Here is a 24,474-nt window from a genome sequence, read left to right on the forward strand (position 1 = left end):
TGCTTGATAGAATAGAAACCGCTTGAGTGTTCGAAAGATGGAAAAAACCCCGATTCCGCAAAAAGGAACCGGGGCTTCTTTTTTACAAAAGAGGATCCCTTTTCTCCCTCACTCATCCTCCGACCGGCCGGCATACTTTGAACTCCTTTCGCTCACCATCGTTTGCATCAATTCCCGTACAGCGCTCCGTTCCTTATTGGTAAACGGCACCTTTCCCCAGTATAGGTCATCCTTCTCCAATATTTCCTTCAAGTTGCAGCTTTTCTTGGCACATGCCGCATCTTTCCCTTCATGGTCGGTCGCCGAAGCGTTACTGGAGTCGGAATCCTTTCTCGCCAGAAGATAATCTGTGGAGACATGGAAAAAGCCGGCGATTTGATGCAAAGTGGACAAGGATGGTTCCCGTTCACCGCGTTCATACATTCCGACCGTACTTTTGCTGATTCTTAAATGCTTGGCCAAGTCCTGCTGTCTCAGATTCTGTTGCAACCGCAAAGAGCGCAACCGATCCCCAAAAGTATCCATGGCATTCTCCCCCCACATTTATAATTTAACACAAAGCGTGTGATTTGAAAGTGATTAATACAAATTGTGTTCCAATATTACGAAAGGTTCATTATAATAAGGTAGAACACCATTTGTGGTTCAGGTGATGAATTTGAAACAGAAGATCGCCCAAAAACTGCTTCATTTACGGGGAGACAAGAGACGGGAAGAGGTTGCCAAAGCGGTGGGGATCAGTGTCAGCGCACTACAAATGTATGAAAATGCCCGTCGCATTCCGCGGGACGATATCAAAGTGAAGTTGGCGGGATATTACGGAGTTTCTGTGGAAGAACTTTTTTTTGACGGCCGTTGACAGAAACACAGAAGCCATCTTTACAGGCCAAAAAAGGGCATGGCTGTTGCGGAAAAGCTTGCCCGCAACCGGAACGGTTTCGCGATCGACGACCGACCGGTTCAGCCATCCCCTTCGTCCTGCGATCGAAAGATTCGCCGCAATACCAACGGGCGGTCCGGAGCCGCCGGTGGCAGAGGCTGTATTTCTCCTGTCTGTCCTTCCATCCTCTGGGCTTTTTCGGCCTCCGCCCATTCCTCCTCGGTGCTGAAGTCATCCAGGATGATCATCTTTCGTTCCCCGGCGTCTAGTGCCCTATCTGGGAATCAAGTTGGGAGGGTGGTAGGCCGGCGTAGATCCTTTGCGTTTTTTGCAAGAGATCGGAGACGGCCTACCAGCCTGACCGCCCCCAGCAAGGGATCAAACTAATCAAAGTTGCCTGAAAGGGCACTAGGGAGGATATCGGGATTCTTTTTATATCTTTTTTTCCTCTCTGTCAATCACTCTCTCTATTATATAAGGATGCCATATCTTCGTTTTTTCCACCCAAACAAAAAAAGCGCCTAAAACGGCACTTTTTTTATTACGAAATGGGTCAACCCCATCATCAGGCATTCCCTTTTTCCTTGGCCAGATCAGCCAGCTCGGAGAAGGCCTTTTCATCGTTCACCGCCAAATCAGCCAACATTTTGCGGTTGATATCAACACCGGCCTGTTTCAACCCGTGCATCATCTTGTTATAAGAAAGACCGTTCATGCGAGCGGCGGCGTTAATCCGCGTAATCCACAGTTTGCGGAAGTCGCGCTTTTTCTGGCGACGGTCGCGATAGGCGTACATCAGCGACTTCATCACTTGTTGTTTTGCGGTTTTAAAGAGTGTATGCTTGGAGCCGAAATAACCCCGGGCCAATTTCAACACTTTTTTACGACGACGTCGGGTAACCGTACCGCCTTTTACTCTAGCCATCATCCATTCCCTCCAAACGTAAACGTCGGTTTCTGTTTATTTGTAAGCGATCAGTTGTTTGATCCGTTTCACGTCATTCTTGCTCATGATCTCGCTCTTGCGCAGCTTCCGCTTCGTCCTTTTCTGCATGTGTTCCAGATTGTGGTTCATAAATGCATGGTTCCGCCTGATTTTTCCTTTACCCGTCTTGCGAAACCGCTTGCTTACAGCGCGGCGTGTCTTCATTTTCGGCATAAAAGAGGCCTCCTTCTATTGACTGGTTTTCGGCGACAGGATCATGATCATGTGGCGACCTTCCAACTTGGGCTGGCGCTCCACATCTCCGAGGTCCTTGACCTCCCTGGCCATCCGGTCGAGAATTTTTCTCCCCAAGTCTTGGTGCGTGATTTCCCGCCCGCGAAAACGAATGGTCAGTTTTACTTTGTCTCCCTTTTTCAGGAACTTCTTCACATTGCGCAGCTTCGTGTTGACATCGTGCTCCTCAATGGAGGGGCTGAAACGAATCTCTTTGATCTGGATGGTTTTTTGTTTCTTGCGAGCTTCTTTTTCCCGTTTACTCTGCTCGTAACGATACTTACCGTAATCCATGATCCGGCACACCGGCGGTTTCGCCTGAGGTGCGACGTTAACCAGGTCCAAATCAGCCTCTCGGGACAAACGAAGCGCTTCCCGCAGGGGCTTAATCCCCACCTGGTTCCCCTGGGAATCGATTAAGCGAACCTCGCGGGCACGAATGGCCTCGTTCACCTGTTGCTGTTCTCTGCTAATAACTTGCCACCTCCGAAGGAGATTTTCAAAATGAAAAAGGTGCAGGCAAACGCCCACACCTAGAGATCCCGTCATCCCAGAATCGCAAACCTGTCAACTGCCCGAAGCGTCGATCAGGTGAGAAGCGGGGCGCTTCTGCTTAGCTACTGAACGAATATTAACATGCCATGGCTGTTCTGTCAAGAAATCCAGGCACAGGGTCAATCTTTCTCGTCGATCTCCCTTTTCATGGCCGTGATGAGCTCCTCTACTTTCTGTGCTCCCTGATCTCCGAGGGCTCGTTTTCGAACAGCGACTGTACCCTGTTCCTTCTCCTTTTCCCCGATGACCAGCATGTAGGGGATTTTCTGCATTTGAGCTTCGCGGATTTTATATCCGATCTTTTCGCTCCGGGAGTCCAACTCCGCCCGGATACCGGCTTCTTGCAACTTTTCCACCACTTCCTGGGCATAATCATGGAAAGCATCCGTGATAGTCATCACTCGAGCCTGCACCGGAGCCAGCCATAGAGGGAACGCCCCCATATAATACTCCAACAAGAAGGCGACAAAACGTTCCATGGTGCTGACAACTCCCCGATGGATCACAACCGGCCGATGGGGTTGGCCGTCTTCGCCGATATATTCCAGCTCAAACTGCTCAGGCAAATGGAAGTCCAACTGAACCGTGGACAGGGTCTCATCTTTCCCCAAAGCCGTCTGGATCTGAACATCCAGCTTGGGACCGTAAAAGGCGGCTTCCCCTTCCGCCTCCACATAGTCCAGCCCCAGATCATTCATCGCTTCCTTGAGCATCTGCTGGCTCTTTTCCCACATCTCATCATTTTGGACGTACTTCTTCTTATCGGCGGGATCCCGGTAAGACAGGCGATACCAGAAATCCCTGATCCCGAAGTCCCGGTAGACTTGTTCGATCAGCTGGACCACTTTGGTAAACTCCGACTGAATCTGATCCGGACGGCAAAAGATATGAGCGTCGTTCAGTGTCATCGCCCGTACCCGTTGCAACCCGGACAAAGCCCCGGACATTTCATACCGGTGCATCGTCCCCAATTCGGCGATTCGGATCGGTAAATTACGATAGCTCTTCAGATCATTTTTGTAAACCATCATATGGTGAGGACAGTTCATCGGACGAAGCACTAACTCTTCATTATCCATCTTCATCGACGGGTACATGTCTTCCTGGTAATGGTCCCAGTGTCCCGAGATTTTGTACAGATCCATCGATGCCAGATGGGGCGTATATACATGCTGATAGCCCATCCGCTCTTCCTTGTCCACAATATAGCGCTCGATGATCCGCCGGACCGTCGCCCCGTTGGGCAGCCACAAGGGTAAGCCCTGTCCCACTTCCCGAGATAGAGAAAAAATCTTCAAATCCTTGCCCAATCGGCGGTGATCCCGCTTTTTCGCTTCTTCCAACCGATGCAGGTACTCATCCAACTGGGATTTCTTCGGCCAGATGGTACCGTAGACCCGTTGAAGCATGGGGTTGTCAGAGTCCCCGCGCCAGTAGGCACCGGCGACATTTAACAGTTTAAAGGCCTTCAATTGACCAGTGGAGGAGACATGGGGGCCGCGACACAGATCGAAAAACTCCCCCTGCTCGTAAATGGTGATCGTCTCCCCCTCAGGCAAATCCCGAATCAGCTCCAGCTTCAAGGGATCACCGACTTCTTCATAAAGACGGAGCGCTTCTTCCCGAGAGACAACCCTTCGACGAATCGGCAGGTTCTCCTTCGCAATTCGTTGCATCTCCGCTTCAATCTTGGGAAAGTCCTCCTCGCTCAACCGTTCCGGCAAATCCATATCGTAATAAAAGCCGTTTTCGATCACCGGTCCCACACCCAAGTGGACATCGGAATACAGGCGTTTAACCGCCTGGGCCATCAAGTGGGCGGCACTGTGCCGGTAAACCTCCAGCCCTTCGGGATCATCCAGTGTAAGAATTTTCACTTCGGCTCCATCCGGCACTTCCACGGACAAATCCACCGGCTTTCCGTCGATCATCCCGGCGACGGCCTTTTTGCGCAGTCCCTTGCTGATGGAGGCCGCCACATCGTCGACGGTCACCGTAGAATCGAACTCCCGGCGCGACCCGTCGGGTAGTTGTACGGCGATGCTCATTCAGATCCCTCCTTAAAAAATAAAAAACACCCGTACCCAAAAGGGACGAGTGTCGTCACACGCGGTTCCACCCTTATTCGGCTCTGTCGACACCGGGAGCACCCGGGCCGAAAAGCCCTTTCAACACCGGTAACGGGGTGCGAGCGGCCTGCCGATACTCACCCGGCCGTTCCAAGACGGCCGTCCTTTCCCGGCGGCAGTTCGGAGGGGGTATCATCCGCCCAGGGGGTTCAGAGGCTTTCAGCCGGTGACCTCTGTTCTCTGGCAACCGTGTGCGAATGACAAGTCCTCGTCATCACTGTTCGACATCAGACGTCTTGATTAACCATATTGTTAGACGGAGAGATCGTCTTCTACCACGCTCCCGTTGCCATCCGACAGGGAAGTAAAAGCTGTCCGCTCCGAATCAACCGGCAAGGTTAGGGGAAAGCCGTTCGAAAGCGTCACAAGGAAGGATGTTGCCCCTAAACACGCCCTCCAGCTTCTCCGCTAAGTAGGATGGCAAAAGTCGCTTAGGCAGACACGACACCCCTTTTTCAAACCCAGTACTGGATAATCAACAGTGCCGGTTCGACACAAAATTTGCTTGTATTATAACCCGCTCCCGGATGGGAGTCAAGCCATCAACCGTCTCCGCGGGAGCGGCTGAAGGAACGGCATTTGAAACAGCCCTCGCACACCGTGATCCGGTTTTCAAAAATGGAAATCAAGGTTCGGATGACATTTTCCGTGGGATAACCCGTGTGCAGAATCACCCGATCCGGAGCCACAGTCAACAGGGTGCTGACGATCAAATCCTCCTGGGATAAGGTTTGATCCATCATTTCCTGAGCGACTCCATCCATCTCTTTCAGTTGCAGCGGGCTGCCATCCGGCTTCAGGATCTGGAACCGCCTCTTGCCGGTATGCAGGACGTGAACCAGAGAGATTTTAGGCTTTTGCACGGAGACAAAGTATTTTAGGAGCTCGATGAACTCCTGATATTCCCGATCCAGCAGATATTCATCGATCGCGTGTTCAACCAGTTTCATCAAAACCCGGCGGTACCGTTTCATCCGAAAGTGAAAAAAACCGTCCACCGCCAAAAAACGGTTTCGCAGGAGATAATCGGCCACTTGCCGTGCCATCTGATCCTTCCGGTGGACATAGGGTTGATCCAGATCTTCCCCTTCAACATCCTGCAAGAGATGATAAGCATAACGTTCGATTTCCCGGGATTCGTCCGGTTGGCGATATCGAAAATCCCGGGAGATAATCCATCGAATCATCTCCGGTTCATTGACTGAACATATGTATTCCGCCACCACCGACCCCAACCACTGCCGCAACCCCTTTTCGCGCTGTCGGCCCATTTTTCGGTTAAAACAATAAAATACGGTTCGATCCCCTTGCCCTGACTCCTCCCAGCCGCAATTCAGCCCCAAATACTCCCATTCCCGCCCATACTTCCGCAGGAACTCCCTCATTTTATCGGCCTGCATCGAAGAGCCAGGGCCCGGGACTGATATTTGATAACCGACCATTGGCTGTTTCTGCTCCTTTGTCCATCCATTTATCCTTAGTGTATGGAAGCAAAGAGAGCGGTATACCTGAACGCGGCTGAAACCGGGGTCGACTCTATTTTAAAAGGGGAAGTAGCCTCTGACGGCTTCCAGCGGATCCTTGGTATAACCGGGGGCGGAAGCAAAAGATGCATCCTGAAACACCAACCAGATCAGCACGATACTCCCTGCGTACATCGCTACTTTTCCGGTCATTTTATCCACTTTGTCACCACTGCGGATGTAAAGTCCCAGTTTTTTCACCCCGAGCCGCTTTTTCCAGGGCCACAAAAGGGGGATACCGCCGGCGGTCATCGCATCCGCCAACAGATGGGACACATACCCCGCCGCCATCGCCCAGACATAGTCGGGGTTCGCCATGAGCGTAATCCCGCTGACAATCAATAAGGAAAGAAGTGAGTGCGTAAAACTTCGGTGGGGAATAAAGGCCACCGCCATCGCATAAATCCCCGACAGGAGAACCCACAGATCCAGACCCTTCAATACCGTCAAAAGAATCGCAATCGCTCCGAGAATAGACAATGCAGCCGACCGGTACTTAATCGAGCGGAATAACAGATTATTCAACATACTTCCGTCTTCATCAATATCCGGCAACAACGAGCCGAAAGAGGCGATGGCCACTGTCGCCACTGTCGCTCCTACACTTTCTCCGGCTCCAGTCGCTCCTACGACAATCGCACCTGCCGCTACTCCCAAAGAAAAATGGGTGTTTCCCGTCATCAAACTTCCCTCTCTTTCCCACAAACACCAACATATGTTTGGTTTTGATTGCATCAAAAAGCACCGGACTCCAATGACCGGCGCCTGAACGGCTTACCCTAAAAAAACATGTTAAAAACCAAGCATATGATGATGCAGACGGATGATTTTCTTCTATTATCCTACCACAAATTTCTTCACAGGTCCGCACCTTCACACCGGATAAAAAGACAGCCGGGAACCCCGCTCCATGGGATTCCCGGCTGTTATCGAATCATCTCTGGTACCGAGGGTCGGACTCGAACCGACACGGTGGGACACCCACCCCGGGATTTTAAGTCCCGTGCGTCTACCAATTCCGCCACCCCGGCAAATGAAAAATGGAGCGGAAGACGGGATTCGAACCCGCGACCCTCGCCTTGGCAAGGCGATGCTCTACCCCTGAGCCACTTCCGCCCGTTCGTGGTGGTTCGGGACGGAATCGAACCGCCGACACGAGGATTTTCAGTCCTCTGCTCTACCGACTGAGCTACCGAACCACTTCATTATGCGGTGACAAAGAATATTATACCACCTCAAAAGGATGAAGGCAACATCCAATTTGAGAGAGTAACGGCGGATTACGGTTGTTCCCGCCGGTTGGGCCCCTCCAACAAGTACGCATCCACATGGGGACGAATTCGTTCCATGATTCGCTTCGCCTTCGTCTTCTCCGTCCCCCCTTTTTCCGAACGGGCCAGATGAGCTTCCAGCTCATTCAGATCCAGGTTGGAGGTCATCACCGTTGGCAACCGTTCCGCCATTCTGTACTGCAGAACCGCTCCCAACACTTCATCCCGCGTCCAGGGAGTCAAGTTTTCAGCGCCGATATCATCCAAGATCAAGACGGTCGCCTTTTTCAGGGTATCCAGTTTTTCATTGACCATTCCGTCGCGGATCGACTCTTTGATCTCGCGCATAAATTCCGGTACGTAAACCATGAAAGAGTCCACATCATAATTTACCAGATTTTGCGCGATCGCCGCCGCAATACGACTCTTTCCGACGCCAAAACCACCGTAAAGGTACAGACCCCGCCGGGGACGGCCATCAGCGAATTTCTCGCAAAAATCCAAGGCCCCTTCGATCGCCTGAAGACGTCCCGGATTGGGAGTAATCGATTCAAAAGTGGCGTCCAATATATCCTGCGGAATATAGTGGCTTTTCACCAACTCATGACGCTGAATTTCCTCCCGGCGGGCCAACCATTTACGGCAGGGTCCCATTCTTACATCCAAAGTGCCGCCATATACATGCAATTCGGGCTGATGACCCGAAACCAAGTTGGGACAGCGGTCCAGTCCGGGACACTGGGAACAGTTTTCCCATTCACGGATATATTCGCGGAGCTGAACCGCGGACCGTCTGTAAAAACTTTCCGGAAGATCGGGGTTCGCTTCCCGGAAAGCCCGTAAACGGGGATGGGACTTCAGCCGTCGAATCTGCTCAGCGGGATCGACCCGTTGAAAAGCTTTTCTTTTAAGCGGACTCACAACTTTATCGATTCGATCCATCAGTTAGTTTCCTTTCTCCCGAAGCCTGCTGTTCAAACGCTGGTGCATCCTCTCAATTTTAGCCTGGATTTGGGCCTCGGTTTCCGGATCGGCTTCCCACTCATCCGAAGCGGCTTTCGCCGATCGTTGATCCATGGACTTCACTACGGCACGAGGCAACTGATCTTCCCGATTCTGCCGATTCCAGGGAGACCATTTTCGACCACCGGAAGACTTGGATTCGCTTTTTTTTCGCTTTTTCCATTCCCAGTTGAGCTCGTTTCGGGCCATTTCCCGGGCTTCTTCCACCGTCTTTATGCTTTTTCTCGCCCAATGGCCGGCGATCTTTTCCACAAGAGATCGAGGGAGTTTATAATCGTGGGTATAAAGAACATACTCCAAAAGGACATTAATCACTCCCGGAGTCAGTCCATAATCCTTTTGCAGCCGTTCCACTAGTTCTACATCCGCCTGCGGAATCTGCTTTCCTTTTTGAAAATAAGTTAACAGCTCCAGAGGAGACATCGCGGCCAAAGCGCGAAAATGCCGTTCCTCCTCACTCATCTCCTCCGGTCTTTCTCCGGCGGGCTTCTCCCCTTTGGACCCTTTAGAGGCGGAAGATCGTCGAACCTCTGCTCCCCGGGGGGAGTCCAGCTGCTTTCGGTCCACCACGACCGGTGTACTGCTGCCGAAGCGCATCCGGTATTGGCTTTTGACAAAGGAACGCAACCGATCCACAGCGATCTTCCCATTTTGAGTCACATAGGGATTTTGCAGCGCCCGGATCAGATCCCAATCGTCCAGCTGATACAGAAAACGGATCTCTCTCACCTGCTTCTCCACCTCTTCGGTCCAGGCCCGATCATCCAGAAGATTTTCCAGGCGGGCCCGCACCATCGCCAAATCGTCCTCCTCCTGTTCGAAGCTCGGTGACTGACCGTTTTCACCGCCATCCATCCCGTTCAATTGGTGCCAGGACAGCTCTTGATCCACTTCTTTGGCGGATGCCACATCCGCCGGGGAAATCGAGCCGAAAACCTGCTGAAACGTTTTGGTCACCCGGGTTTTCCGACCGGCGTCCTCCTCGGAGGTAAAGGTATCAGTCATCTCCCGGTACAGCGCCCGAAAATGGTCTTTCCCCAGGCGGTTCAACAGGGAGATACTGAGTACATCGCTTTGAAAAAAGCGCGCCGGCATCAAAGGGGGGACCACCTCGTATTCATAGATGCGACGCTCTTTTTCCGTATACCGGTAGGTATTGACCAATCCCACACCCTCCAGCCGGTAACGCGCCTGAAGCAATTCATCCAAGGAAAGTTGAAGGAGTTTCATCAGATCCAGATGGGTTTGAAGCTGAGAGATACCGGCTTGATGAAGCGGCAATTGATAATATAGGGTCATATAGAGTCCGACGGCTGTTGTTCCGACCATCGGCTGATACAAATGCAACAGCCCCATCACATCCGCCGCGTGGATCGGACGGCAACTTCTCGTTCGCCAACCGTCGCGGGGGGTGCATTCCTTCCATGAGATGGACATGAACTTGGCCTCCCGGTCCGATTCTCCAAAAGTGGTTTCCTCATTGTATCAAGTGATAGGCTCCGGGACAAACCGGAATGACCCCGGGTTTCTTCTAGGAATCGGCATCTGTCTCCCCCGTTCCTCTCTCCAGCGACCTGCGTGACCGATTTAACAGATCTTCCAACTCCTTGACAAACACATTGATATCTTTAAATTGCCGATAAACTGATGCAAACCGGACATAAGCCACCTCATCCACTTCCACCAGACGTTCCATGATCATCTCTCCGATCTCTCGAGTGGGGACTTCGGAGTCATTATGCTCCCGAAGATTCCGTTCCACCTCATCGACCAGCTTCTCCAATTCCTCTACCGGCACCGGCCTTTTTTCACAGGCCCGGATCAACCCGCGAAGAAGCTTGTCCCGGCTGAATTCCTCCCGGCTCCCTTCTTTTTTGATCACAATTAACGGTTTTTCCTCCACCATCTCAAAAGTGGTAAAGCGCCGTTCGCAAGCTTCACACTGCCGCCTGCGCCGGATCGACTTTCCTTCGTGGGCGGGTCGCGAGTCCAACACCCGACTTCCCAACGAATAGCAAAAAGGGCATCGCATGCGCATTCCTCCCGCATCCCGTTCAAAACTGACGTTTTATTTATCCAATATATCATAAAAAAAACGGTTTACACTTCACCGTTCCTTTATAAAAAGCCGTCCCCGGAAACGGGACGGCCGATTCGGACTTTTTCCATGATGAAAACCGCGTGTGGCAGAGGAGGGGAATATAGGGTAAAACCGACCACCGGTGTCAGGAAACAGTGGCTTCCCGCTCCCGCTGATCGTTACTGGCTAAAAAAGGATGTCCCACTCGCTTCACCAAATCCACGACTCGGCAAGAGTATCCCCATTCGTTATCGTACCAGGCCAGTACTTTTACCTGACGCTCTCCCATCACCATGGTCGATGGGGCGTCGATCACAGAGGAATGGGAATTTCCGTTAAAATCGGAGGAAACCAGGGGGTCTTCACAATACTGAAGGATCCCTTGCAGATGGTTCTCTGAAGCCGCTTTCAACACTGTGTTCACTTCATCCCGCGTTACAGAGGAATGGACATCGACTACCAGATCCACCACGGACACATTGGGAGTGGGAACCCGAAGAGCGAGACCGTTCAAACGGCCTTCCAGATCGGGGATCACTTTGCCGATTGCCGCAGCGGCTCCCGTTTTGGTCGGGATGATAGACTGAGCGCAGGCCCGCGCTCGCCGCAAATCCTTATGAGGATTATCCAGATTTTTCTGGTCGTTGGTGTAGGAATGAACCGTTGTCATCAATCCCTGTTGGATACCAAAAGCCTCGTGAAGGACTTTGACCACCGGTGCCAAGCAATTGGTGGTACAGCTGGCGTTGGAGATGATGTGGTGCCGTTCCGAGTCGTAAGCGCTCTCGTTGACACCCATGACGATCATTGCATCCTCATTCTTTCCAGGAGCCGTAATCACCACTTTTTTGGCCCCGGCTGTCAAATGAAGTCCTGCATCTTCCCGGCGACGAAATTGACCCGTCGCCTCCACAACGACATCGATATCCAGCTCCCCCCATGGGAGACGGGCGGGATCCCGGTCCGACACCAACCGGACCGCCCGTCCGTTGACGAGGAGCCGGTTCTCTTCCCCCGTAATCGAATCCTCCATAACCCCATGTATCGTATCATATTTGGCGAGATGGGCGAGGGTTTCTGCCGGGTAGCTGGCATTGACCGCCACCACTTCGATCTCCTGATCGCGAATCGCTTGTCGAAACACCATTCGCCCGATCCGACCAAACCCGTTAATTGCCATACGAAGTGGCATAACATTCCCCTTCCTTCTATATAGTGCATACCAGTTCCCCTCTATATTATAAACAGTATGTCACATTTTGCAATGTATTGTGATCAAAAACCGGCTTTTATCCGGAAATGTGCATCAAAAGAAGGGGGGGATAAACAGATTCGGTATGATTTTATTGGGGAAGAGTATAAGATTCTTTCTCCTCGGTCAAATGGGAGTAAAGGGAGCGGTACTTCTCATGGAAATAGAAAACACGCTGGACATAATGGCGAGTCTCTCCGTAAGGGATTTGGGATAAGTGGCGTTTGGATCCGTCCCAACGGCCCGAATTCAACCACTTGTTGACATTGCCGGGACCGGCATTGTACGCGGCGATGGCCGCCACCCGGTTTCCTTTGAACTCTCGGATCAAGCCCGATATGTACCAGCTTCCCATGTGAATATTAATCGCGGGATCGTGGACGGAATCCCGAAACGCCGGAGAAAACCTTCCCTTCTCCACCGCTGTATTGACAGTACTGGGGGTCAGCTGCATCAGTCCCTGCGCCCCCGCGTGAGACTCCACCTCCGGATTGAATTTGCTTTCCACCCGGATGATCGCCATGACCAAAAAAGGGTCGACCCCGGTGGCGTCCGCGCTATAAAAAATCTGCTCCTCGTACTTCAAAGGATACATCCACCGATTGAAAAGAGGAGTGGCAATCAAGAAGAAAACCAGGAGCAAAATAAAAGCCAGTATCATATTACGCTTCGATGGCAATGCGGCTAGAGCAGGTCGGATCCATTTTCGGAAAGCCATTTTCCCCATAATTCATCAACCTGTCTTTCTGTGTCCGCCAGCGTGCCCGAATTATCGATGATCACGTCGGCGAACCGTTTTTTCTCTTCGATAGGCATCTGTGATCGAATCATGCGCCAAGCGGATTCTTCATCGATGTTTTCTCGTGCCATCAAACGCTTGATCTGAATCGATTCGGAAACATAGACCACGATAACCCTTTCCACAAGGGAGGTCAAATTCTCTTCAAGCAAAAGGGGCGTGTCCATCACGACAATCCTTCCCGGTTCTTGTTCCCGGATTCGACGGGCGGCCTCCTGCATACTGGCGACGATGAGAGGATGGAGGATCCGATTCAGATCCTTTCGGGCGGACTCGTCCCGGAAGACGACAGCTCCCAGGGCTTTGCGGTTCAGTGTTCCATCGGGATGAAACACTTCCGAACCGAAACGGGCCCGGACGCGGTTACTGCCCGCGGTTCCGGGCTCGACCACATCCCTTGCCGCTTGATCGGCATCGATAATCGCCGCCCCCCGTTGTTGAAGCATGCGGGAGACCGTGCTTTTTCCCGTAGCAACTCCTCCGGTCAGACCGACTGACAAGGTGCTCCCTCCCTTCGAGTTGTTTGAGCCGGCTAGTGCTGGCAACGCGGACAAAGGTGGGTTCCCCGCCCGGCGACCACCGTGTGTCGGATCGATTCTCCGCAGTTCAAGCAGGGTTCCCCTTTGCGTCCGTACACCCGGATCTGCAACTGAAAGCGACCCATATCCCCATTGCCGTTGACATAAGTCCGTACAGAGGAACCGCCGGCCTCGACAGCCTTTTCAAGCGTAGAACGAATACTGTGATAGAGTCGTTCCACTTCCTCCTCCGACAAGCTGGGAGCGGTCCGCTCCGGGTGAAGTCCGGCGGCGTGAAGAGCCTCATCGACATAAATATTGCCCAAGCCGCTTATAAATTCCTGGTTGAGCAACAAAGATTTCAGCCGGGTTTTTCGCCCGGACAACTTTCGACGGAAAACATCCAACGTAAATGCCTCGGACAAGGGCTCCGGCCCCAGTTTATTCAGAGGGGGACGGTGTTCTTCTTCCCCTTTCGGTACCAGGTGCATCGTTCCAAACTGACGGACATCCTTGTACCTCAACTCCGTTCCATCCGTGAAGTGAAACCGGACATGCGTGTGTTTGACAACGGGTTCCTCGGAAGAAACGACACTGTAACGCCCCTCCATGCGCATGTGGGACACCAGCGTCCAGGGATCGAATGCGATCCGTAAAAATTTCCCCCGACGTCGAATCCCTGTCACCGTCTTTCCCTTCAACATTTCCCGGAACAGCTCCGGATCCGGGGGTTCCTTGACAATCCGCGGCAAATGAACGGTTACATCCTCCACGGTTTTTCCGAGAATCAACTGTTCCAACGTTCGCTTCACTGTTTCTACTTCTGGCAACTCGGGCAATCGATTCCTCTCCCCCGTTTATTTCGTCTCAAACCACGTTTTTCCCCAATTCATATCCACTTTGAGGGGGACGGACATCTTCACCGGTCCTTCCATGACACGGCGCACCTGATCGGACAGCTTTTCCAACTCCTCCTCCGGCGCCTCAAAGATCAGTTCGTCATGAACCTGGAGAAGAAGCCGCGCGTTCAGCTGTTCCTCCTCGAGGGCTTCATCCACCCTTACCATCGCCTTTTTGATAATATCGGCCGCCGTTCCTTGGATCGGAGTGTTCATCGCCGTCCGTTCGGCGAAACTGCGCCGATTGTAGTTTTTGGAGTTAATCTCCGGAAGGAAGCGGCGGCGGTGCAACATCGTGGTGACATAACCTTCTTCCTTCGCCTTTTTCACAACATCTTCCATATAGGCTTTCACACCAGGGTAACTTTCGAAATAGCGCTGGATGAATTCCCCTGCCTCTTTGCGGGGAATGTTTAGATTTTGGGACAATCCGTAGTCACTGATCCCGTAAACGATTCCGAAGTTGACAGCTTTGGCTTGGCGGCGCATCAGAGGAGTCACCTCCTCTTGATCCACGTGGAAAACATCCATCGCCGTCTTGGTGTGAACGTCCATATCCCCCCTGAACGCCTCGATCAGATTTTTATCCCCGGACAGGTGAGCGAGCACCCGCAGTTCGATCTGGGAATAGTCGGCGGACAAAAGCCACCAATTTTCCTCCGAAGGGATAAAAACCTGCCGGATACGCCGTCCTTCCTCCAGCCGGACCGGGATATTCTGCAGATTGGGATCCGTACTGGACAATCTTCCCGTCGCCGTGATCGTCTGGTTGAACCGGGTGTGAATCTTTCCGTCCTCGTCGTAAATTTCCTTGAGCAGTCCTTCCACATAGGTGGAGATCAGCTTGCCCACCTGGCGATAATGCAGGATCTCCTCCACGATCTCATGGCGGGGAGCCAGCTTCTCCAATACATCGGCACTGGTGGAATAGCCGGTCTTCGTTTTCTTTAATACCGGCAGACCCAGCTTGTCGAAAAGAACCTCCCCCAACTGCTTCGGTGAATTGATGTTAAACTCCGTACCGGCCAACTCATAAATGGTCCGGGTCCTCTCATCCAGCTGTTTTTGAAGCTCTTGCCCCAGGGAACGCAACCGATCCCGATCCACTTGGACTCCATACCATTCCATCCGGGCCAACACCCCGGCCAACGGAAGTTCCAGATCGAAGTAGAGGGAATCCAGTTGGGCCGACTCCAGTTCCTCCGCCAGCACCGGCTGAAGGTCGATCATCGCTTTTGTCTTGCGGGCCAGATGTTCTGCCAATTCTTCGCCTTCCAGCTGACGCCGCTTAGCTCCTTTCCCGTAAACCGCTTCATCGGAGGGGAGAGTCATCTTCAACTTCCGATCCGCAATATCGCTCAACTCGTGCCCCGACTCCGACGGGTCAATCAGATAGGAAGCCAGCAGGATGTCGAAGGTGTATCCTTCGGATTCCAAACCATACCGTTTTAAAGCGACCCGGGTCGCCTTGACATCATAGGCCACCTTTTCCTTGGAATCATCGGTCAGCCACCGGCGGAAGGCTTTCCAATCCTTCGCTATCTCCCATGGAATATAGAGATGGCGATCATTTTCGTCGGAAAGAGCGATCCCCAGCACTTCAGCCCGGTGATAATTGGGCTCGGTCAGCTCGGTGAAAAGGGAAAGGCAATCTTTCTCGAAGATCTCCTCCCAAGCATCCCTATCGTCTTTCCCCAAGATCCGAACATCAACCGCCTCCGTCTCAAGATCCTCCCCTGCGGACTCCGGCTGGATCTTCTCCAGGAGTGTCTTGAACTCCAACTGTTTGAACAGGGGGGCCACTCTTTCCGGGGAAAAGGTTTCGTAATTCAAATCTTCCACGGAAAAATCCAGCGGGACTTCGCATAAAATCGTCGCCAGTTCCTTACTCATTTTCGCCTGCTCCCGATGCTCCGACACCCGTTCTTTCAGCTTCTTGCCGGGAAGATCATCGATATTCCGCAAAACCCCTTCCACGGTTTCAAACCGGTGAAGCAATTTGAGAGCCGTCTTTTCTCCAACACCGGGAACTCCGGGAATATTGTCGGAAGCATCTCCCATCAACCCTTTTAGATCGATGATTTGCTCCGGATGGAGACCGTATTTGTCGTGGATCGCCTGTATATCGTATTTCTCCGCTTCCGTCACCCCTTTGCGGGTCAGCAGGAGATGGGTATGGTCCGTCACCAGCTGCAATAAATCTTTGTCCCCGGTCACAATGGCGGTATCAATCCCTCTATCATCCGCCTGCCGGGAGAGAGTCCCGATAATATCGTCAGCCTCATACCCTTCCCGTTCGTAATAGCGGATCCTGAAAGCATCCAGCACCTCTTTGATCAAGGGGATCTGCTCGGAAAACTCACCGGGGGTCTTATCGCGTTTTCCTTTATACTCCCGGTAGTCCTTGTGGCGAAAAGTATATTTGCCGGCATCAAAAGCGACCAGCATCCGGTGAGGCTTTTCCTCCTCCAACACCTTCATCAGCATCATCGTAAAACCATAGACCGCATTGGTATAAGTGCCGCCGGAATTCGTCAGAAGCGGCAAAGCGTAAAACGCCCGAAAAGCGATACTGTTTCCGTCAATTAAAACCAGTTTATCCATGGGGGCCTCCGCAATGATTGGATTGCAGCGCTGAGCTGCCCTTATGTACATTGTCAGCTTTCACCGCCCAGGATATAATGGGCGATGTGGTCTTGTCTTGGATGTTATTGTATCATGAGCCGTTCACCGACTTCCAGCCGGGAAAAAGGAGGCCCGACCGATGACTTCGCGACCGGTACTCAATCCTTATCTCATTTTAGGTGTAGGAATTTTGTTTATTTCCTTTTCTGCCATTCTAGTACGAAGTTCCACAGCCCCACCCATGGTGATCGCCGCTTATCGCCTCCTCTTAACAGCATGCCTGTTGAGTCCGGTTTGGTGGCTCAAACACCGCCGCGAAGTCCTCTCCTTGAACCGGCGGGATTGGGCTTTGGCGTTTTTGTCCGGTATTTTTCTGGCCCTTCACTTTGCTTTGTGGTTTTCCTCCCTTTTTTACACCAGTGTCGCCAGCTCCACGGTTCTGGTTACACTGCAGCCGGTATTCGCCTTCGTGGGAGCTTACTTTCTATTCGGCGAAAAGACCCGCCCGGCGGCACTGGTCGGTGCCGCTACCGCCGTGGTCGGAGGAATGGTGTTGGGGTGGGGAGACCTGGCCCTGGGCGGGACGGCACTCCTGGGCGACATCATGGCTTTGGGCGGAGCAGCCATGGTGACGGGTTACTGGTTGACCGGACAGCACCTTCGAAAAAACCTCTCCCTGATCACATACACCTATATCGTCTATACCACGGCGGGGTTGTTGTTGGCCGCCGCCTCACTGTTGGCCGGCTATGCCCCCTTCTCTTATCCCGTCCGGGAGTGGCTGATTTTCCTTCTGTTGGCGGTCTTCCCCACTCTTCTGGGACACAGCCTGCTCAACTGGGTGATTCGCTGGGTTCCGGCCACCACCGTCTCTGTCAGCATTTTGGGAGAGCCCGTCGGTGCCGCCCTTCTGGCTTATTGGATCTTCCATGAACAACCCGGCCCCTTTCAATGGACCGGTGGCATTCTGATCGTTTTGGGTGTTTACTTTTTTTTGCGAACCAAAGAAGCCCCCGAAACCATACAGACGACACCACCCCCACGAAGACAGGAGGTAAAGGATCATTAAGATCATCATTCGACTCTTCTTATATATGATGCAATGGCTTCCCCAAAAAGCCCGGCGGGCCGCTTTGGAAAAAGCGACCGACGTCCTCTTGGATCGTTATGCCCGCATTCACCTCATTCATGGCGAAAAGTTGGACGCAATCGAAGAACCCGTTATTTTTGTCTCCAATCATCTGAGCAACATCGACGGACTGATTCTACACCGGATCTTAAAAAAGAAAAGTGTATTCTTCCTCGCTGGGATCAAACTGCGGGGAAACCGGTTTAACCGTTTGGGGCTGGAAATCGTGCCCCATATCCCCATCCGTCCCGGTAAGCCGGATCGGGCCGCCATCAAACAATCCGTGGACACCCTGCAAAAGGGACATTCGCTGTTCATCTTCCCGGAAGGGACCCGCAGCCGGACCGGCTCCCTGATTGAAGCCAAGCGGGGCATCCTGTTGATCCAGCGAAAAACCGGCGCCAAAATCGTTCCCCTGGGCCTGACGGGTACAGAGAAACTGATGCCGATTGACGATGACAATATGGCTGGAGAATGGTTCCAACGGGCCGACGTCACTCTCACGGTCGGCGATCCGATTCAGTTGCAAAGTGGGGACGATGTGGATCGGATCATGAACGGGATCGCCCGCCTTCTCCCCCCGGAGTATCAAGGAGTTTATGCTTCGGAACCGTCGCCGGAGCGTCAGGTTGCGGCCCGGTAACCCCGAAGGATTGGAACCGTTAATGACAAAACCGCCCTTTCCCGGGCGGTTTTTCGATTCGAGCTTCTTCCGGATCATAGTCATCCCGCCACCCGGCAGGCGTCCCCGGAGAGCAGGGAACCGGACAGCTTCATCGCCGGGTCGATTTTGTATCGAAAGCATCCCGCAGACCGTCTCCGATGAAGTTAATCGCCAAGACGGTAATGACGATCATAAAACCGGGGGGAATCCATCTCCAGGGCTCCGAGGACAGGATGCGGACATTGCGGGCGGCGTTCAGCATATTGCCCCAGGTGGGAGTCGGTTCCGGAACACCGAAGCCGAGGAAGCTGAGAGAGGACTCTACCGTGATCATCAAACCCATCAGCAGGGTGGCGTTCACAATGATCGGGGCGACAGCATTGGGAATCATGTGACGGAAGATGATGCGGGAATCCCGACACCCGATAGCCTGAGCGCTCAACACATACTCCTGCTCCCGCAGAGATAAAAATTCCGCCCGAACAATCCTCGCCGTCTGGGGCCAGACCACGAGGACCAGGGTGATAATCAGGATCCACAGGCTGGTCTCGGCCAATACAGCGATGACAAAGAGAATGAGCAACAAAAAGGGCAGGGCGAGAACCAAGTCGGTCAACCGCATCACCAAGGCGTCGATCCATCGTCCGTAATAACCCGCCAAGGCTCCCAGGACGGCTCCGATCAGAACCGTTCCCAACATCGTAACCAGTCCGATGATCAGGGAAATCCGACCCCCGTAGAGTAAGCGGGCAAAGACGTCGCGCCCCGTGTCATCTGTTCCCAGCCAATGCTCTCCGCCGGGTTCGGCATTGGTGTTGTACAGATCGGTGGCCAATGGATCGTGAGAGATAAACAGAGGTGCGAAGATACTGATGAAAGAAACGACGGCGAGGATAATCACACCGGCAATCGCCATTTTGTTTTTGAAGAAACGGCGCAATGCCAGTTGAAGAGGGGACTTCCCCCGGGGTTTCCCCTTGGGTTCGGGCTGCTGCATTTCGACGGTTTTCGGTTGTATGGAGGATTCTTGCATGACGGATCACCTCTCATTCGTAACGGATTCGCGGATCGACGACCGCATACAGGATATCGGCGACCAGGTTCCCCAACAGCACAAAAAATGAGGCCAACATGGTAACCGCCATCATAATCGGATAATCCCGGTTGATGATGGCCTCCACCAACAGCTGACCGATTCCCGGCCAACTGAAAATCGTTTCAGTAATGACCGCACCGCTTAAAAGAATGCCCATATCTAAACCGAACAGAGTGACCAAGGGCAAAAGAGCATTGCGCAAGACGTGCTTCCGCAATACAACGGAGGCGGGAACCCCTTTGGCGTAAGCCGTCCGGACAAAATCCTGCTGCTTCGCCGCCAGCACGCTGGACCGGGTAAAGCGGGTATACTGGGCGATATTGATGATGGACAAGGTGATCGCCGGCAAAATCACGTGATGCAACTTGTCAATGAAGGCTTCCATTCCTCCGAGACCGGCTCCCGCCGTCACCGTCCCGCTGAAGGGAAACCAATCCAAGGTGAAGGAAAATAGGAAAATCAACAGCAATCCGGCGAAAAAACTGGGCATGGAAATGCCGACAAAGGCCGCCCCGGTCAGGGTATAATCCCATTTGCTGTAGGGGCGCTGGGCGGAGAAAATCCCCAAGGGAATCGCCAGTGTATAGGTAAGGATATAGGCACAGATACCCAAAAAGATGGTATTTCCGATCCGGTCGCCGATAAGTTCACTGACCGGCAGTTTATGGCGAAAGGAGATTCCCAGTTCTCCCTGAAGAAAATTTTTTCCCCACATCAAGTACTGTTCCACCGGACTTTTGTCCAGACCGAACCGCTCCCGCATCTCCTCGTAATACCGGGCGTCCTGATTCGGATCCAACTGTCCGGTGAAAGCGTCACCGGGAGCCAGCTGGACGAGGGTGAACAAAAGGACAGAAATCAGGAAAAGCATCGGGATAAAGATCAGTACGCGTCGCAGGATATATTGGTACACTTCAACGACCCCCTCTGATGCACTCACACCCTGCAGATAAAAAGGCGTGCCGGCCGTGGATGGACGACAGCACGCCTGTCCGGATCCTTACGCTGGTTGAGTTACTGTTGATCCTTGGGAATCCACCACTCGTTGACCCAGTTATGATCTTCAATGGCTCCCCGCCAGTCGAAAGTCACGCCTTTGACCCGGTTGTTCCACGCTTCGATCCGGTTCATCGAGTAGAGGAAAACATAGGGTGCCTCTTCGCTGACCAGCTCCGTCCATTCGGCGTAAATCTGCTTCCGTTTTTCCTGATCTTCAATCGCCTCCTTGGATAAGACGGCCTTCTTGATCAGCTCATCGCTCTTCTCATTTTCCCACCGGGGGAAATTCCATTGGTCCGTGCTCATCCAAATCCCGCTGGGATCGGGATCCGGTGTCAAGCTCCATCCCGCCAGAAACAATTCATATTCAGCTTTTTCCACTTTCTCGTAGAAGACCCCTTGTTCCGCCGGTTGATCCAGCTTCACGTTGAGACCGATCTTTTTCAGATCCTGGACGATCACCGGAGCGGACTTTTCCCGCACCGGATTCCCGGTGGGATAGGACAAGGTAAGGGTTAATGGGTTGCCCTCCGGATCCTCAACAAAGTTGTCCCCATCCTTGTCTTCATACCCGGCTTCCTTCAGAATCTTCTTCGCCTTCTCCGGGTCATAGGGATAAGCATCCTTCAGTTCCTCGTTGTAAGCCCAGCTGGCTTGGGGCATATGCTGGTTGAGCACGGTTCCGTGCCCCTTCAGCAGACCGTCCACCATCGCCTTGCGGTTGATGCCGTAGGTGATCGCCTGGCGCAGTTTTTTATCCTGCAGTTTCTCCTTGGTCAGGTTGAATCCCATATACTGATAAGCGAAATCCTGGGTCTCCTTGACCGTCAGGTTTTCGTTCTTTTTCAGCGATTCAAATTCTTCGGGGGCGATCTGGGTTAAAAAATCGATCTCCCCGTTTTCTAGGGCACCGATGGCTACATCCTGGGAGACCACTTTCCAGACGATCTGGTCCAAGTGGGCGTTTTCCCCGTAATAATCCGGGTTTCGCTCCAACACGACGTATTCGTTGGGCTTGATTTCCTTAAATTGAAAGGGCCCGCTTCCGATGGGCTTCTTCTTAGTGGCGTCGGCCTTCACCATCTCCTTGGGATTCATCCCCTCATATACATGTTTGGGAATCGGAGTAGCCCACAAGTTGGCCAGGGTATTGGCCGCCGCCTGTTCAAAGGTGACCTTGACCGTATAATCATCCACTTTTTCCACACCGGAGAGCTCGTCGGCTTCCCCTTCATGCATCGCCTCGGCTCCTTTGATCTTTTCCACCATATAAAGGCGGGAACCGGTATAATCCGGATGGGCGATCGTCTCCCAAGCAAAGATCAAATCATCGACCGTGATCGGCTCTCCGTCGTGCCACTTGGCATTCTTGCGCAGGTGGATCGTCAGTGTTTGGTTGTCATCGGAGAACTCCCATTTTTCCGCCAGTCCGGGGATCGTCAGTCTCAAATCCTTATCGTAATACCACAGATCTTCAAAGGTGTAATGAAGCGGATAAACGTCATACTGATCCTCATAAAAAACCGGGTTGAAGATTCCCTTGGGCGCGCTGAACATTGACATCGTCACTTTACCGCCGTCCACGGGTTCCCCGGGATCTTCACCGTCGCCCCCCGGACTCGCCTGATTGTTGCAGGCGGCGACAGTCCATCCGAGCACCAATGCCAATCCGAGTGAAAATATTTTTCGCTTCATCTTTCGTCCCCCTTGAGAGTTCTGTCGGATTCGGATGAGTCCCATCATCATGCCGTCGTTCCTAGATCGCGATCACCCCCTTTCCGTCCCCCGACAGTCACACCACCTTGGACCTCGACTCCTTGTCGTAGAGGTGACAGGCGACATAATGATCCTCCCCGATCTGCAGGAGCTCGGGCCGCTCTCCTCGACACCGGTCGAACACCTTGGGACAGCGGATATGGAAAGGGCACCCCTGCGGCGGGTTGGCCGGGCTGGGTGTGTCTCCCTGAAGGACGATCCGCTCCCGTTTCAAGCTCGGATTGGGAACCGGAACCGCCGACAGCAGAGCCTCCGTATACGGGTGAGCCGGGCATGTATACAGCTTCTTTTTGGGAGCGATCTCCGCCATCCGGCCCAGATACATAACACCGATGCGTTCGGCGATATGCTTTACCACACTCAAATCGTGGGAAATGAAGATATAAGTTAAAGAAAATTGCGCTTGTAAATCCTCCATCAGGTTGAGCACCTGAGACTGGATGGAAACATCCAGAGCGGAGACCGGCTCATCAGCGATAATCAGCTTGGGGCGAAGAGCCAAAGCCCGCGCGATCCCGATTCGCTGTCTCTGTCCGCCGGAAAATTCATGAGGGTATCGTTGAGCATAGCCGGTATCGAGACCGACGGTATCCATCAGCTCCTCCACCATCCTTTTTCTTTCCCGATTTCCATACATGCCGTGGATCTTCATCGGCTCCTCCAGCAGTTGACCCACGGTCATCGTCGGGTTAAGAGATGCGTAAGGATCCTGAAACACCATCTGCATATCCCGCCTCAACTTGCGCAATCGCATCCGGGACAAGCGGGCGACATCCTCCCCCTCGAACAAAACCCGGCCCTCTGTCGGCTTCAATAGACGGAGCAGCGTACGACCCGTCGTCGATTTGCCGCAGCCGGATTCTCCCACCAACCCGAAGGTTTCCCCTTTTCGAACGGTAAAGCTGACCTGATCCACTGCACGAACATGTCCGACCACCCGCTTGAACAATCCACCGCGGACCGGGAAGTATTTGCATAATTCTTTCACTTCGAGTAAGTCTTTTTCACTCATCGACTGCCTCCTTCCTCCGGATCATACAGAAAACAACGGACCCGGCGGCCATGACCGATTTCCATCAGTTCCGGCTCCTTCTGCAAACACTTCTCCCATGCCTCGGAACAGCGGGGAGCGAATGGACACCCCTTGGGAAGCCGATCCGGTGACGGAACATTTCCTTCGATGGAGTAAAGGCGTTCCTTTTCCTCATCCAGGCTGGGAACGGACCGGATCAACCCCTCGGTGTATGGGTGTGCCGGTTGGTCGAACAGATCCTGTACCTCCGCCTCCTCCACCACTTTGCCCGCATACATGACGACGACCCGCTCGGCCATCTCCGCCACCACTCCCAGGTCGTGGGTGATCAGAAGAATCGAAGTGGACAACTTCTCCTTCACATCCCGCATCAGGTCCAAAATCTGCGCTTGGATGGTTACGTCCAGGGCTGTCGTCGGTTCATCGGCGATCAACAGCCTGGGGTTGCATGCGACAGCCATGGCGATCATCGCCCGCTGTCGCATGCCGCCGGACAGCTGGTGGGGATATTCGTCCATGATCGCTTCCGCCCGGGGAAATCCGACCAGCTTCAACATCTGGACCGCCCGCTCACGGGCCGCCTGTCTGGAGAGACGCTGATGAAGCAACAACCCCTCCATGATCTGTTCGCCCACCGTCAATACCGGATTCAGCGAGGTCATCGGTTCCTGGAAGATCATCGAGATTTCATTCCCCCGAATACGGGACAGCTCCTCTTCCGTTTTTTCCACCAGATTCTCTCCTTCCAAGAGAACCTCCCCTTCAACGATCCGACCCGTACCGGGAACCAGGCCCATCACAGACAAAGAAGTTAAGCTCTTGCCGCATCCCGATTCGCCCACCAGCGCCAGGGTCTCTCCCTTGCCGATAGAAAAATCGATCCCGTCCACGGCAGGCACTGTCCCATCATCACCGAAAAAATACGTCTTCAAATTGCGGATGTGTAATAATGCTGTCATTTCTGTCAAACGATTCACACCCCATCTCCTCGGTGTTTCGGCCGT

General features: G+C 53.0%; 24 protein-coding genes, 3 tRNA genes and 1 other annotated feature. Of the genes, 3 read left to right on the forward strand and 24 right to left on the reverse strand.

The genetic code is table 11. The annotated features are described in order from the left end of the window. Nucleotides 1-108 precede the first annotated feature (108 nt). Nucleotides 109-525: a helix-turn-helix domain-containing protein gene (locus CHM34_RS05905; RefSeq protein ID WP_169713613.1), complete on the reverse strand. Its 417-nt coding sequence runs from the start codon at nt 523-525 to the stop codon at nt 109-111. Nucleotides 526-652: 127 nt separating this feature from the next. Here CHM34_RS05905 and CHM34_RS05910 point away from each other — a divergent pair, with 127 nt between their 5' ends. After that, a complete protein-coding gene (locus CHM34_RS05910; protein ID WP_094263911.1) occupies nt 653-859 on the forward strand; it encodes a helix-turn-helix domain-containing protein in 207 nt (68 codons plus the stop codon). Nucleotides 860-960: 101 nt separating this feature from the next. Here the strand turns inward: CHM34_RS05910 and CHM34_RS19255 are convergent, their stop codons facing one another. The 18 genes from CHM34_RS19255 to polA form a co-directional block, all read right to left on the reverse strand. After that, nucleotides 961-1,128, reverse strand: a complete 168-nt coding sequence (locus CHM34_RS19255; protein ID WP_169713614.1) for a hypothetical protein — start codon at nt 1,126-1,128, stop codon at nt 961-963. 317 nt (nt 1,129-1,445) lie between these two features. Further along, on the reverse strand, nt 1,446-1,805 hold the full coding sequence (gene rplT / locus CHM34_RS05915; RefSeq protein WP_094263912.1) for a 50S ribosomal protein L20: 360 nt from the start codon (nt 1,803-1,805) through the stop codon (nt 1,446-1,448). A gap of 36 nt (nt 1,806-1,841) precedes the next feature. After that, entirely contained in the window at nt 1,842-2,039 is a 198-nt protein-coding gene (gene rpmI, locus CHM34_RS05920; protein WP_094263678.1) for a 50S ribosomal protein L35, read from the reverse strand. Nucleotides 2,040-2,054: 15 nt separating this feature from the next. Then, on the reverse strand, nt 2,055-2,573 hold the full coding sequence (gene infC / locus CHM34_RS05925) for a translation initiation factor IF-3 (RefSeq protein ID WP_094263913.1): 519 nt from the start codon (nt 2,571-2,573) through the stop codon (nt 2,055-2,057). Nucleotides 2,574-2,600: 27 nt separating this feature from the next. After that, nucleotides 2,601-2,720 (reverse strand) — a sequence feature (ribosomal protein L20 leader region). A gap of 53 nt (nt 2,721-2,773) precedes the next feature. Then, entirely contained in the window at nt 2,774-4,702 is a 1,929-nt protein-coding gene (thrS, locus tag CHM34_RS05930) for a threonine--tRNA ligase (protein WP_094263679.1), read from the reverse strand. Between the two features lie 623 nt (nt 4,703-5,325). After that, complete coding sequence (ytxC, locus tag CHM34_RS05935; RefSeq protein WP_169713615.1) at nt 5,326-6,168, reverse strand: putative sporulation protein YtxC; 843 nt, start codon at nt 6,166-6,168, stop codon at nt 5,326-5,328. A gap of 156 nt (nt 6,169-6,324) precedes the next feature. Beyond that, entirely contained in the window at nt 6,325-6,987 is a 663-nt protein-coding gene (locus CHM34_RS05940) for a metal-dependent hydrolase (protein WP_169713616.1), read from the reverse strand. A 260-nt stretch (nt 6,988-7,247) separates the two neighbouring features. Continuing rightward, nucleotides 7,248-7,337: transfer RNA gene (locus CHM34_RS05945), tRNA-Leu, on the reverse strand. 10 nt (nt 7,338-7,347) lie between these two features. After that, nucleotides 7,348-7,422: transfer RNA gene (locus CHM34_RS05950), tRNA-Gly, on the reverse strand. 7 nt (nt 7,423-7,429) lie between these two features. After that, a tRNA-Phe gene (locus CHM34_RS05955) sits at nt 7,430-7,505 on the reverse strand. An 81-nt stretch (nt 7,506-7,586) separates the two neighbouring features. Next, nucleotides 7,587-8,519 carry a primosomal protein DnaI gene (gene dnaI, locus CHM34_RS05960; protein ID WP_094263682.1) on the reverse strand — a complete coding sequence of 311 codons (933 nt, stop codon included), beginning with the start codon at nt 8,517-8,519 and terminating at the stop codon, nt 7,587-7,589. 3 nt (nt 8,520-8,522) lie between these two features. Continuing rightward, nucleotides 8,523-10,037, reverse strand: coding sequence for a DnaD domain protein (locus CHM34_RS05965; RefSeq protein ID WP_094263683.1), 1,515 nt, complete (start codon nt 10,035-10,037; stop codon nt 8,523-8,525). A 94-nt stretch (nt 10,038-10,131) separates the two neighbouring features. Next, nucleotides 10,132-10,632 (reverse strand): transcriptional regulator NrdR, encoded by a 501-nt coding sequence (gene nrdR, locus CHM34_RS05970; protein WP_094263684.1) that lies wholly within the window; start codon nt 10,630-10,632, stop codon nt 10,132-10,134. Nucleotides 10,633-10,825: 193 nt separating this feature from the next. Continuing rightward, nucleotides 10,826-11,872: a glyceraldehyde-3-phosphate dehydrogenase gene (locus CHM34_RS05975; RefSeq protein ID WP_094263685.1), complete on the reverse strand. Its 1,047-nt coding sequence runs from the start codon at nt 11,870-11,872 to the stop codon at nt 10,826-10,828. A gap of 151 nt (nt 11,873-12,023) precedes the next feature. Further along, on the reverse strand, nt 12,024-12,659 hold the full coding sequence (locus tag CHM34_RS05980; protein ID WP_094263686.1) for a lytic transglycosylase domain-containing protein: 636 nt from the start codon (nt 12,657-12,659) through the stop codon (nt 12,024-12,026). Then, the gene (gene coaE / locus CHM34_RS05985) at nt 12,617-13,231 is read right to left on the reverse strand and encodes a dephospho-CoA kinase (protein ID WP_094263687.1); all 615 of its coding nucleotides are present in this window, start codon (nt 13,229-13,231) and stop codon (nt 12,617-12,619) included. The genes CHM34_RS05980 and coaE overlap by 43 nt, the downstream gene beginning before the upstream one ends. A 32-nt stretch (nt 13,232-13,263) precedes the next feature. Beyond that, nucleotides 13,264-14,088, reverse strand: coding sequence for a DNA-formamidopyrimidine glycosylase (gene mutM / locus CHM34_RS05990; RefSeq protein WP_094263688.1), 825 nt, complete (start codon nt 14,086-14,088; stop codon nt 13,264-13,266). Nucleotides 14,089-14,106: 18 nt separating this feature from the next. Next, a complete protein-coding gene (gene polA / locus CHM34_RS05995; RefSeq protein ID WP_094263689.1) occupies nt 14,107-16,752 on the reverse strand; it encodes a DNA polymerase I in 2,646 nt (881 codons plus the stop codon). Nucleotides 16,753-16,912: 160 nt separating this feature from the next. Between polA and CHM34_RS06000 the strand changes: the two genes are divergently transcribed. Both CHM34_RS06000 and CHM34_RS06005 read left to right on the forward strand, forming a co-directional pair. Beyond that, nucleotides 16,913-17,842 carry a DMT family transporter gene (locus CHM34_RS06000; protein WP_094263690.1) on the forward strand — a complete coding sequence of 310 codons (930 nt, stop codon included), beginning with the start codon at nt 16,913-16,915 and terminating at the stop codon, nt 17,840-17,842. 64 nt (nt 17,843-17,906) lie between these two features. Beyond that, nucleotides 17,907-18,545, forward strand: coding sequence for a lysophospholipid acyltransferase family protein (locus CHM34_RS06005; protein WP_169713617.1), 639 nt, complete (start codon nt 17,907-17,909; stop codon nt 18,543-18,545). Nucleotides 18,546-18,675: 130 nt separating this feature from the next. Here CHM34_RS06005 and opp4C read toward each other — a convergent pair whose 3' ends face one another. The 5 genes from opp4C to CHM34_RS06030 form a co-directional block, all read right to left on the reverse strand. Next, nucleotides 18,676-19,599, reverse strand: a complete 924-nt coding sequence (opp4C, locus tag CHM34_RS06010; RefSeq protein WP_240511899.1) for an oligopeptide ABC transporter permease — start codon at nt 19,597-19,599, stop codon at nt 18,676-18,678. A gap of 13 nt (nt 19,600-19,612) precedes the next feature. After that, on the reverse strand, nt 19,613-20,575 hold the full coding sequence (locus tag CHM34_RS06015) for an ABC transporter permease (RefSeq protein WP_094263692.1): 963 nt from the start codon (nt 20,573-20,575) through the stop codon (nt 19,613-19,615). Between the two features lie 101 nt (nt 20,576-20,676). Beyond that, on the reverse strand, nt 20,677-22,356 hold the full coding sequence (locus CHM34_RS06020) for a peptide-binding protein (RefSeq protein WP_169713618.1): 1,680 nt from the start codon (nt 22,354-22,356) through the stop codon (nt 20,677-20,679). Between the two features lie 97 nt (nt 22,357-22,453). Further along, nucleotides 22,454-23,449, reverse strand: coding sequence for an ABC transporter ATP-binding protein (locus tag CHM34_RS06025; protein ID WP_094263694.1), 996 nt, complete (start codon nt 23,447-23,449; stop codon nt 22,454-22,456). After that, nucleotides 23,446-24,429, reverse strand: coding sequence for an ABC transporter ATP-binding protein (locus CHM34_RS06030; protein WP_094263915.1), 984 nt, complete (start codon nt 24,427-24,429; stop codon nt 23,446-23,448). The genes CHM34_RS06025 and CHM34_RS06030 overlap by 4 nt, the downstream gene beginning before the upstream one ends. Between the last annotated feature and the right edge of the window lie 45 nt (nt 24,430-24,474).

Source organism: Paludifilum halophilum, from assembly GCF_002245355.1.
GTDB lineage: Bacteria > Bacillota > Bacilli > Thermoactinomycetales > DSM-45169 > Paludifilum > Paludifilum halophilum.

What these genes read in the sequence shown, in the direction of transcription:
- CHM34_RS05975 (WP_094263685.1), bottom strand. Translation starts at nt 11,872, where the DNA reads ATGCCACTTCGTATGGCAATTAACGGGTTTGGTCGGATCGGGCGAATG.
- CHM34_RS05910 (WP_094263911.1), top strand. Translation starts at nt 653, where the DNA reads ATGAATTTGAAACAGAAGATCGCCCAAAAACTGCTTCATTTACGGGGA.
- CHM34_RS05940 (WP_169713616.1), bottom strand. Translation starts at nt 6,987, where the DNA reads ATGACGGGAAACACCCATTTTTCTTTGGGAGTAGCGGCAGGTGCGATT.
- CHM34_RS06025 (WP_094263694.1), bottom strand. Translation starts at nt 23,449, where the DNA reads ATGAGTGAAAAAGACTTACTCGAAGTGAAAGAATTATGCAAATACTTC.
- CHM34_RS05965 (WP_094263683.1), bottom strand. Translation starts at nt 10,037, where the DNA reads ATGTCCATCTCATGGAAGGAATGCACCCCCCGCGACGGTTGGCGAACG.
- polA (WP_094263689.1), bottom strand. Translation starts at nt 16,752, where the DNA reads ATGGATAAACTGGTTTTAATTGACGGAAACAGTATCGCTTTTCGGGCG.
- rpmI (WP_094263678.1), bottom strand. Translation starts at nt 2,039, where the DNA reads ATGCCGAAAATGAAGACACGCCGCGCTGTAAGCAAGCGGTTTCGCAAG.
- CHM34_RS06000 (WP_094263690.1), top strand. Translation starts at nt 16,913, where the DNA reads ATGACTTCGCGACCGGTACTCAATCCTTATCTCATTTTAGGTGTAGGA.
- CHM34_RS06020 (WP_169713618.1), bottom strand. Translation starts at nt 22,356, where the DNA reads ATGAAGCGAAAAATATTTTCACTCGGATTGGCATTGGTGCTCGGATGG.
- CHM34_RS19255 (WP_169713614.1), bottom strand. Translation starts at nt 1,128, where the DNA reads ATGATCATCCTGGATGACTTCAGCACCGAGGAGGAATGGGCGGAGGCC.
- opp4C (WP_240511899.1), bottom strand. Translation starts at nt 19,599, where the DNA reads ATGCAAGAATCCTCCATACAACCGAAAACCGTCGAAATGCAGCAGCCC.
- CHM34_RS06030 (WP_094263915.1), bottom strand. Translation starts at nt 24,429, where the DNA reads ATGACAGCATTATTACACATCCGCAATTTGAAGACGTATTTTTTCGGT.
- CHM34_RS05905 (WP_169713613.1), bottom strand. Translation starts at nt 525, where the DNA reads ATGGATACTTTTGGGGATCGGTTGCGCTCTTTGCGGTTGCAACAGAAT.
- nrdR (WP_094263684.1), bottom strand. Translation starts at nt 10,632, where the DNA reads ATGCGATGCCCTTTTTGCTATTCGTTGGGAAGTCGGGTGTTGGACTCG.
- rplT (WP_094263912.1), bottom strand. Translation starts at nt 1,805, where the DNA reads ATGGCTAGAGTAAAAGGCGGTACGGTTACCCGACGTCGTCGTAAAAAA.
- thrS (WP_094263679.1), bottom strand. Translation starts at nt 4,702, where the DNA reads ATGAGCATCGCCGTACAACTACCCGACGGGTCGCGCCGGGAGTTCGAT.
- dnaI (WP_094263682.1), bottom strand. Translation starts at nt 8,519, where the DNA reads ATGGATCGAATCGATAAAGTTGTGAGTCCGCTTAAAAGAAAAGCTTTT.
- CHM34_RS05980 (WP_094263686.1), bottom strand. Translation starts at nt 12,659, where the DNA reads ATGGGGAAAATGGCTTTCCGAAAATGGATCCGACCTGCTCTAGCCGCA.
- ytxC (WP_169713615.1), bottom strand. Translation starts at nt 6,168, where the DNA reads ATGAGGGAGTTCCTGCGGAAGTATGGGCGGGAATGGGAGTATTTGGGG.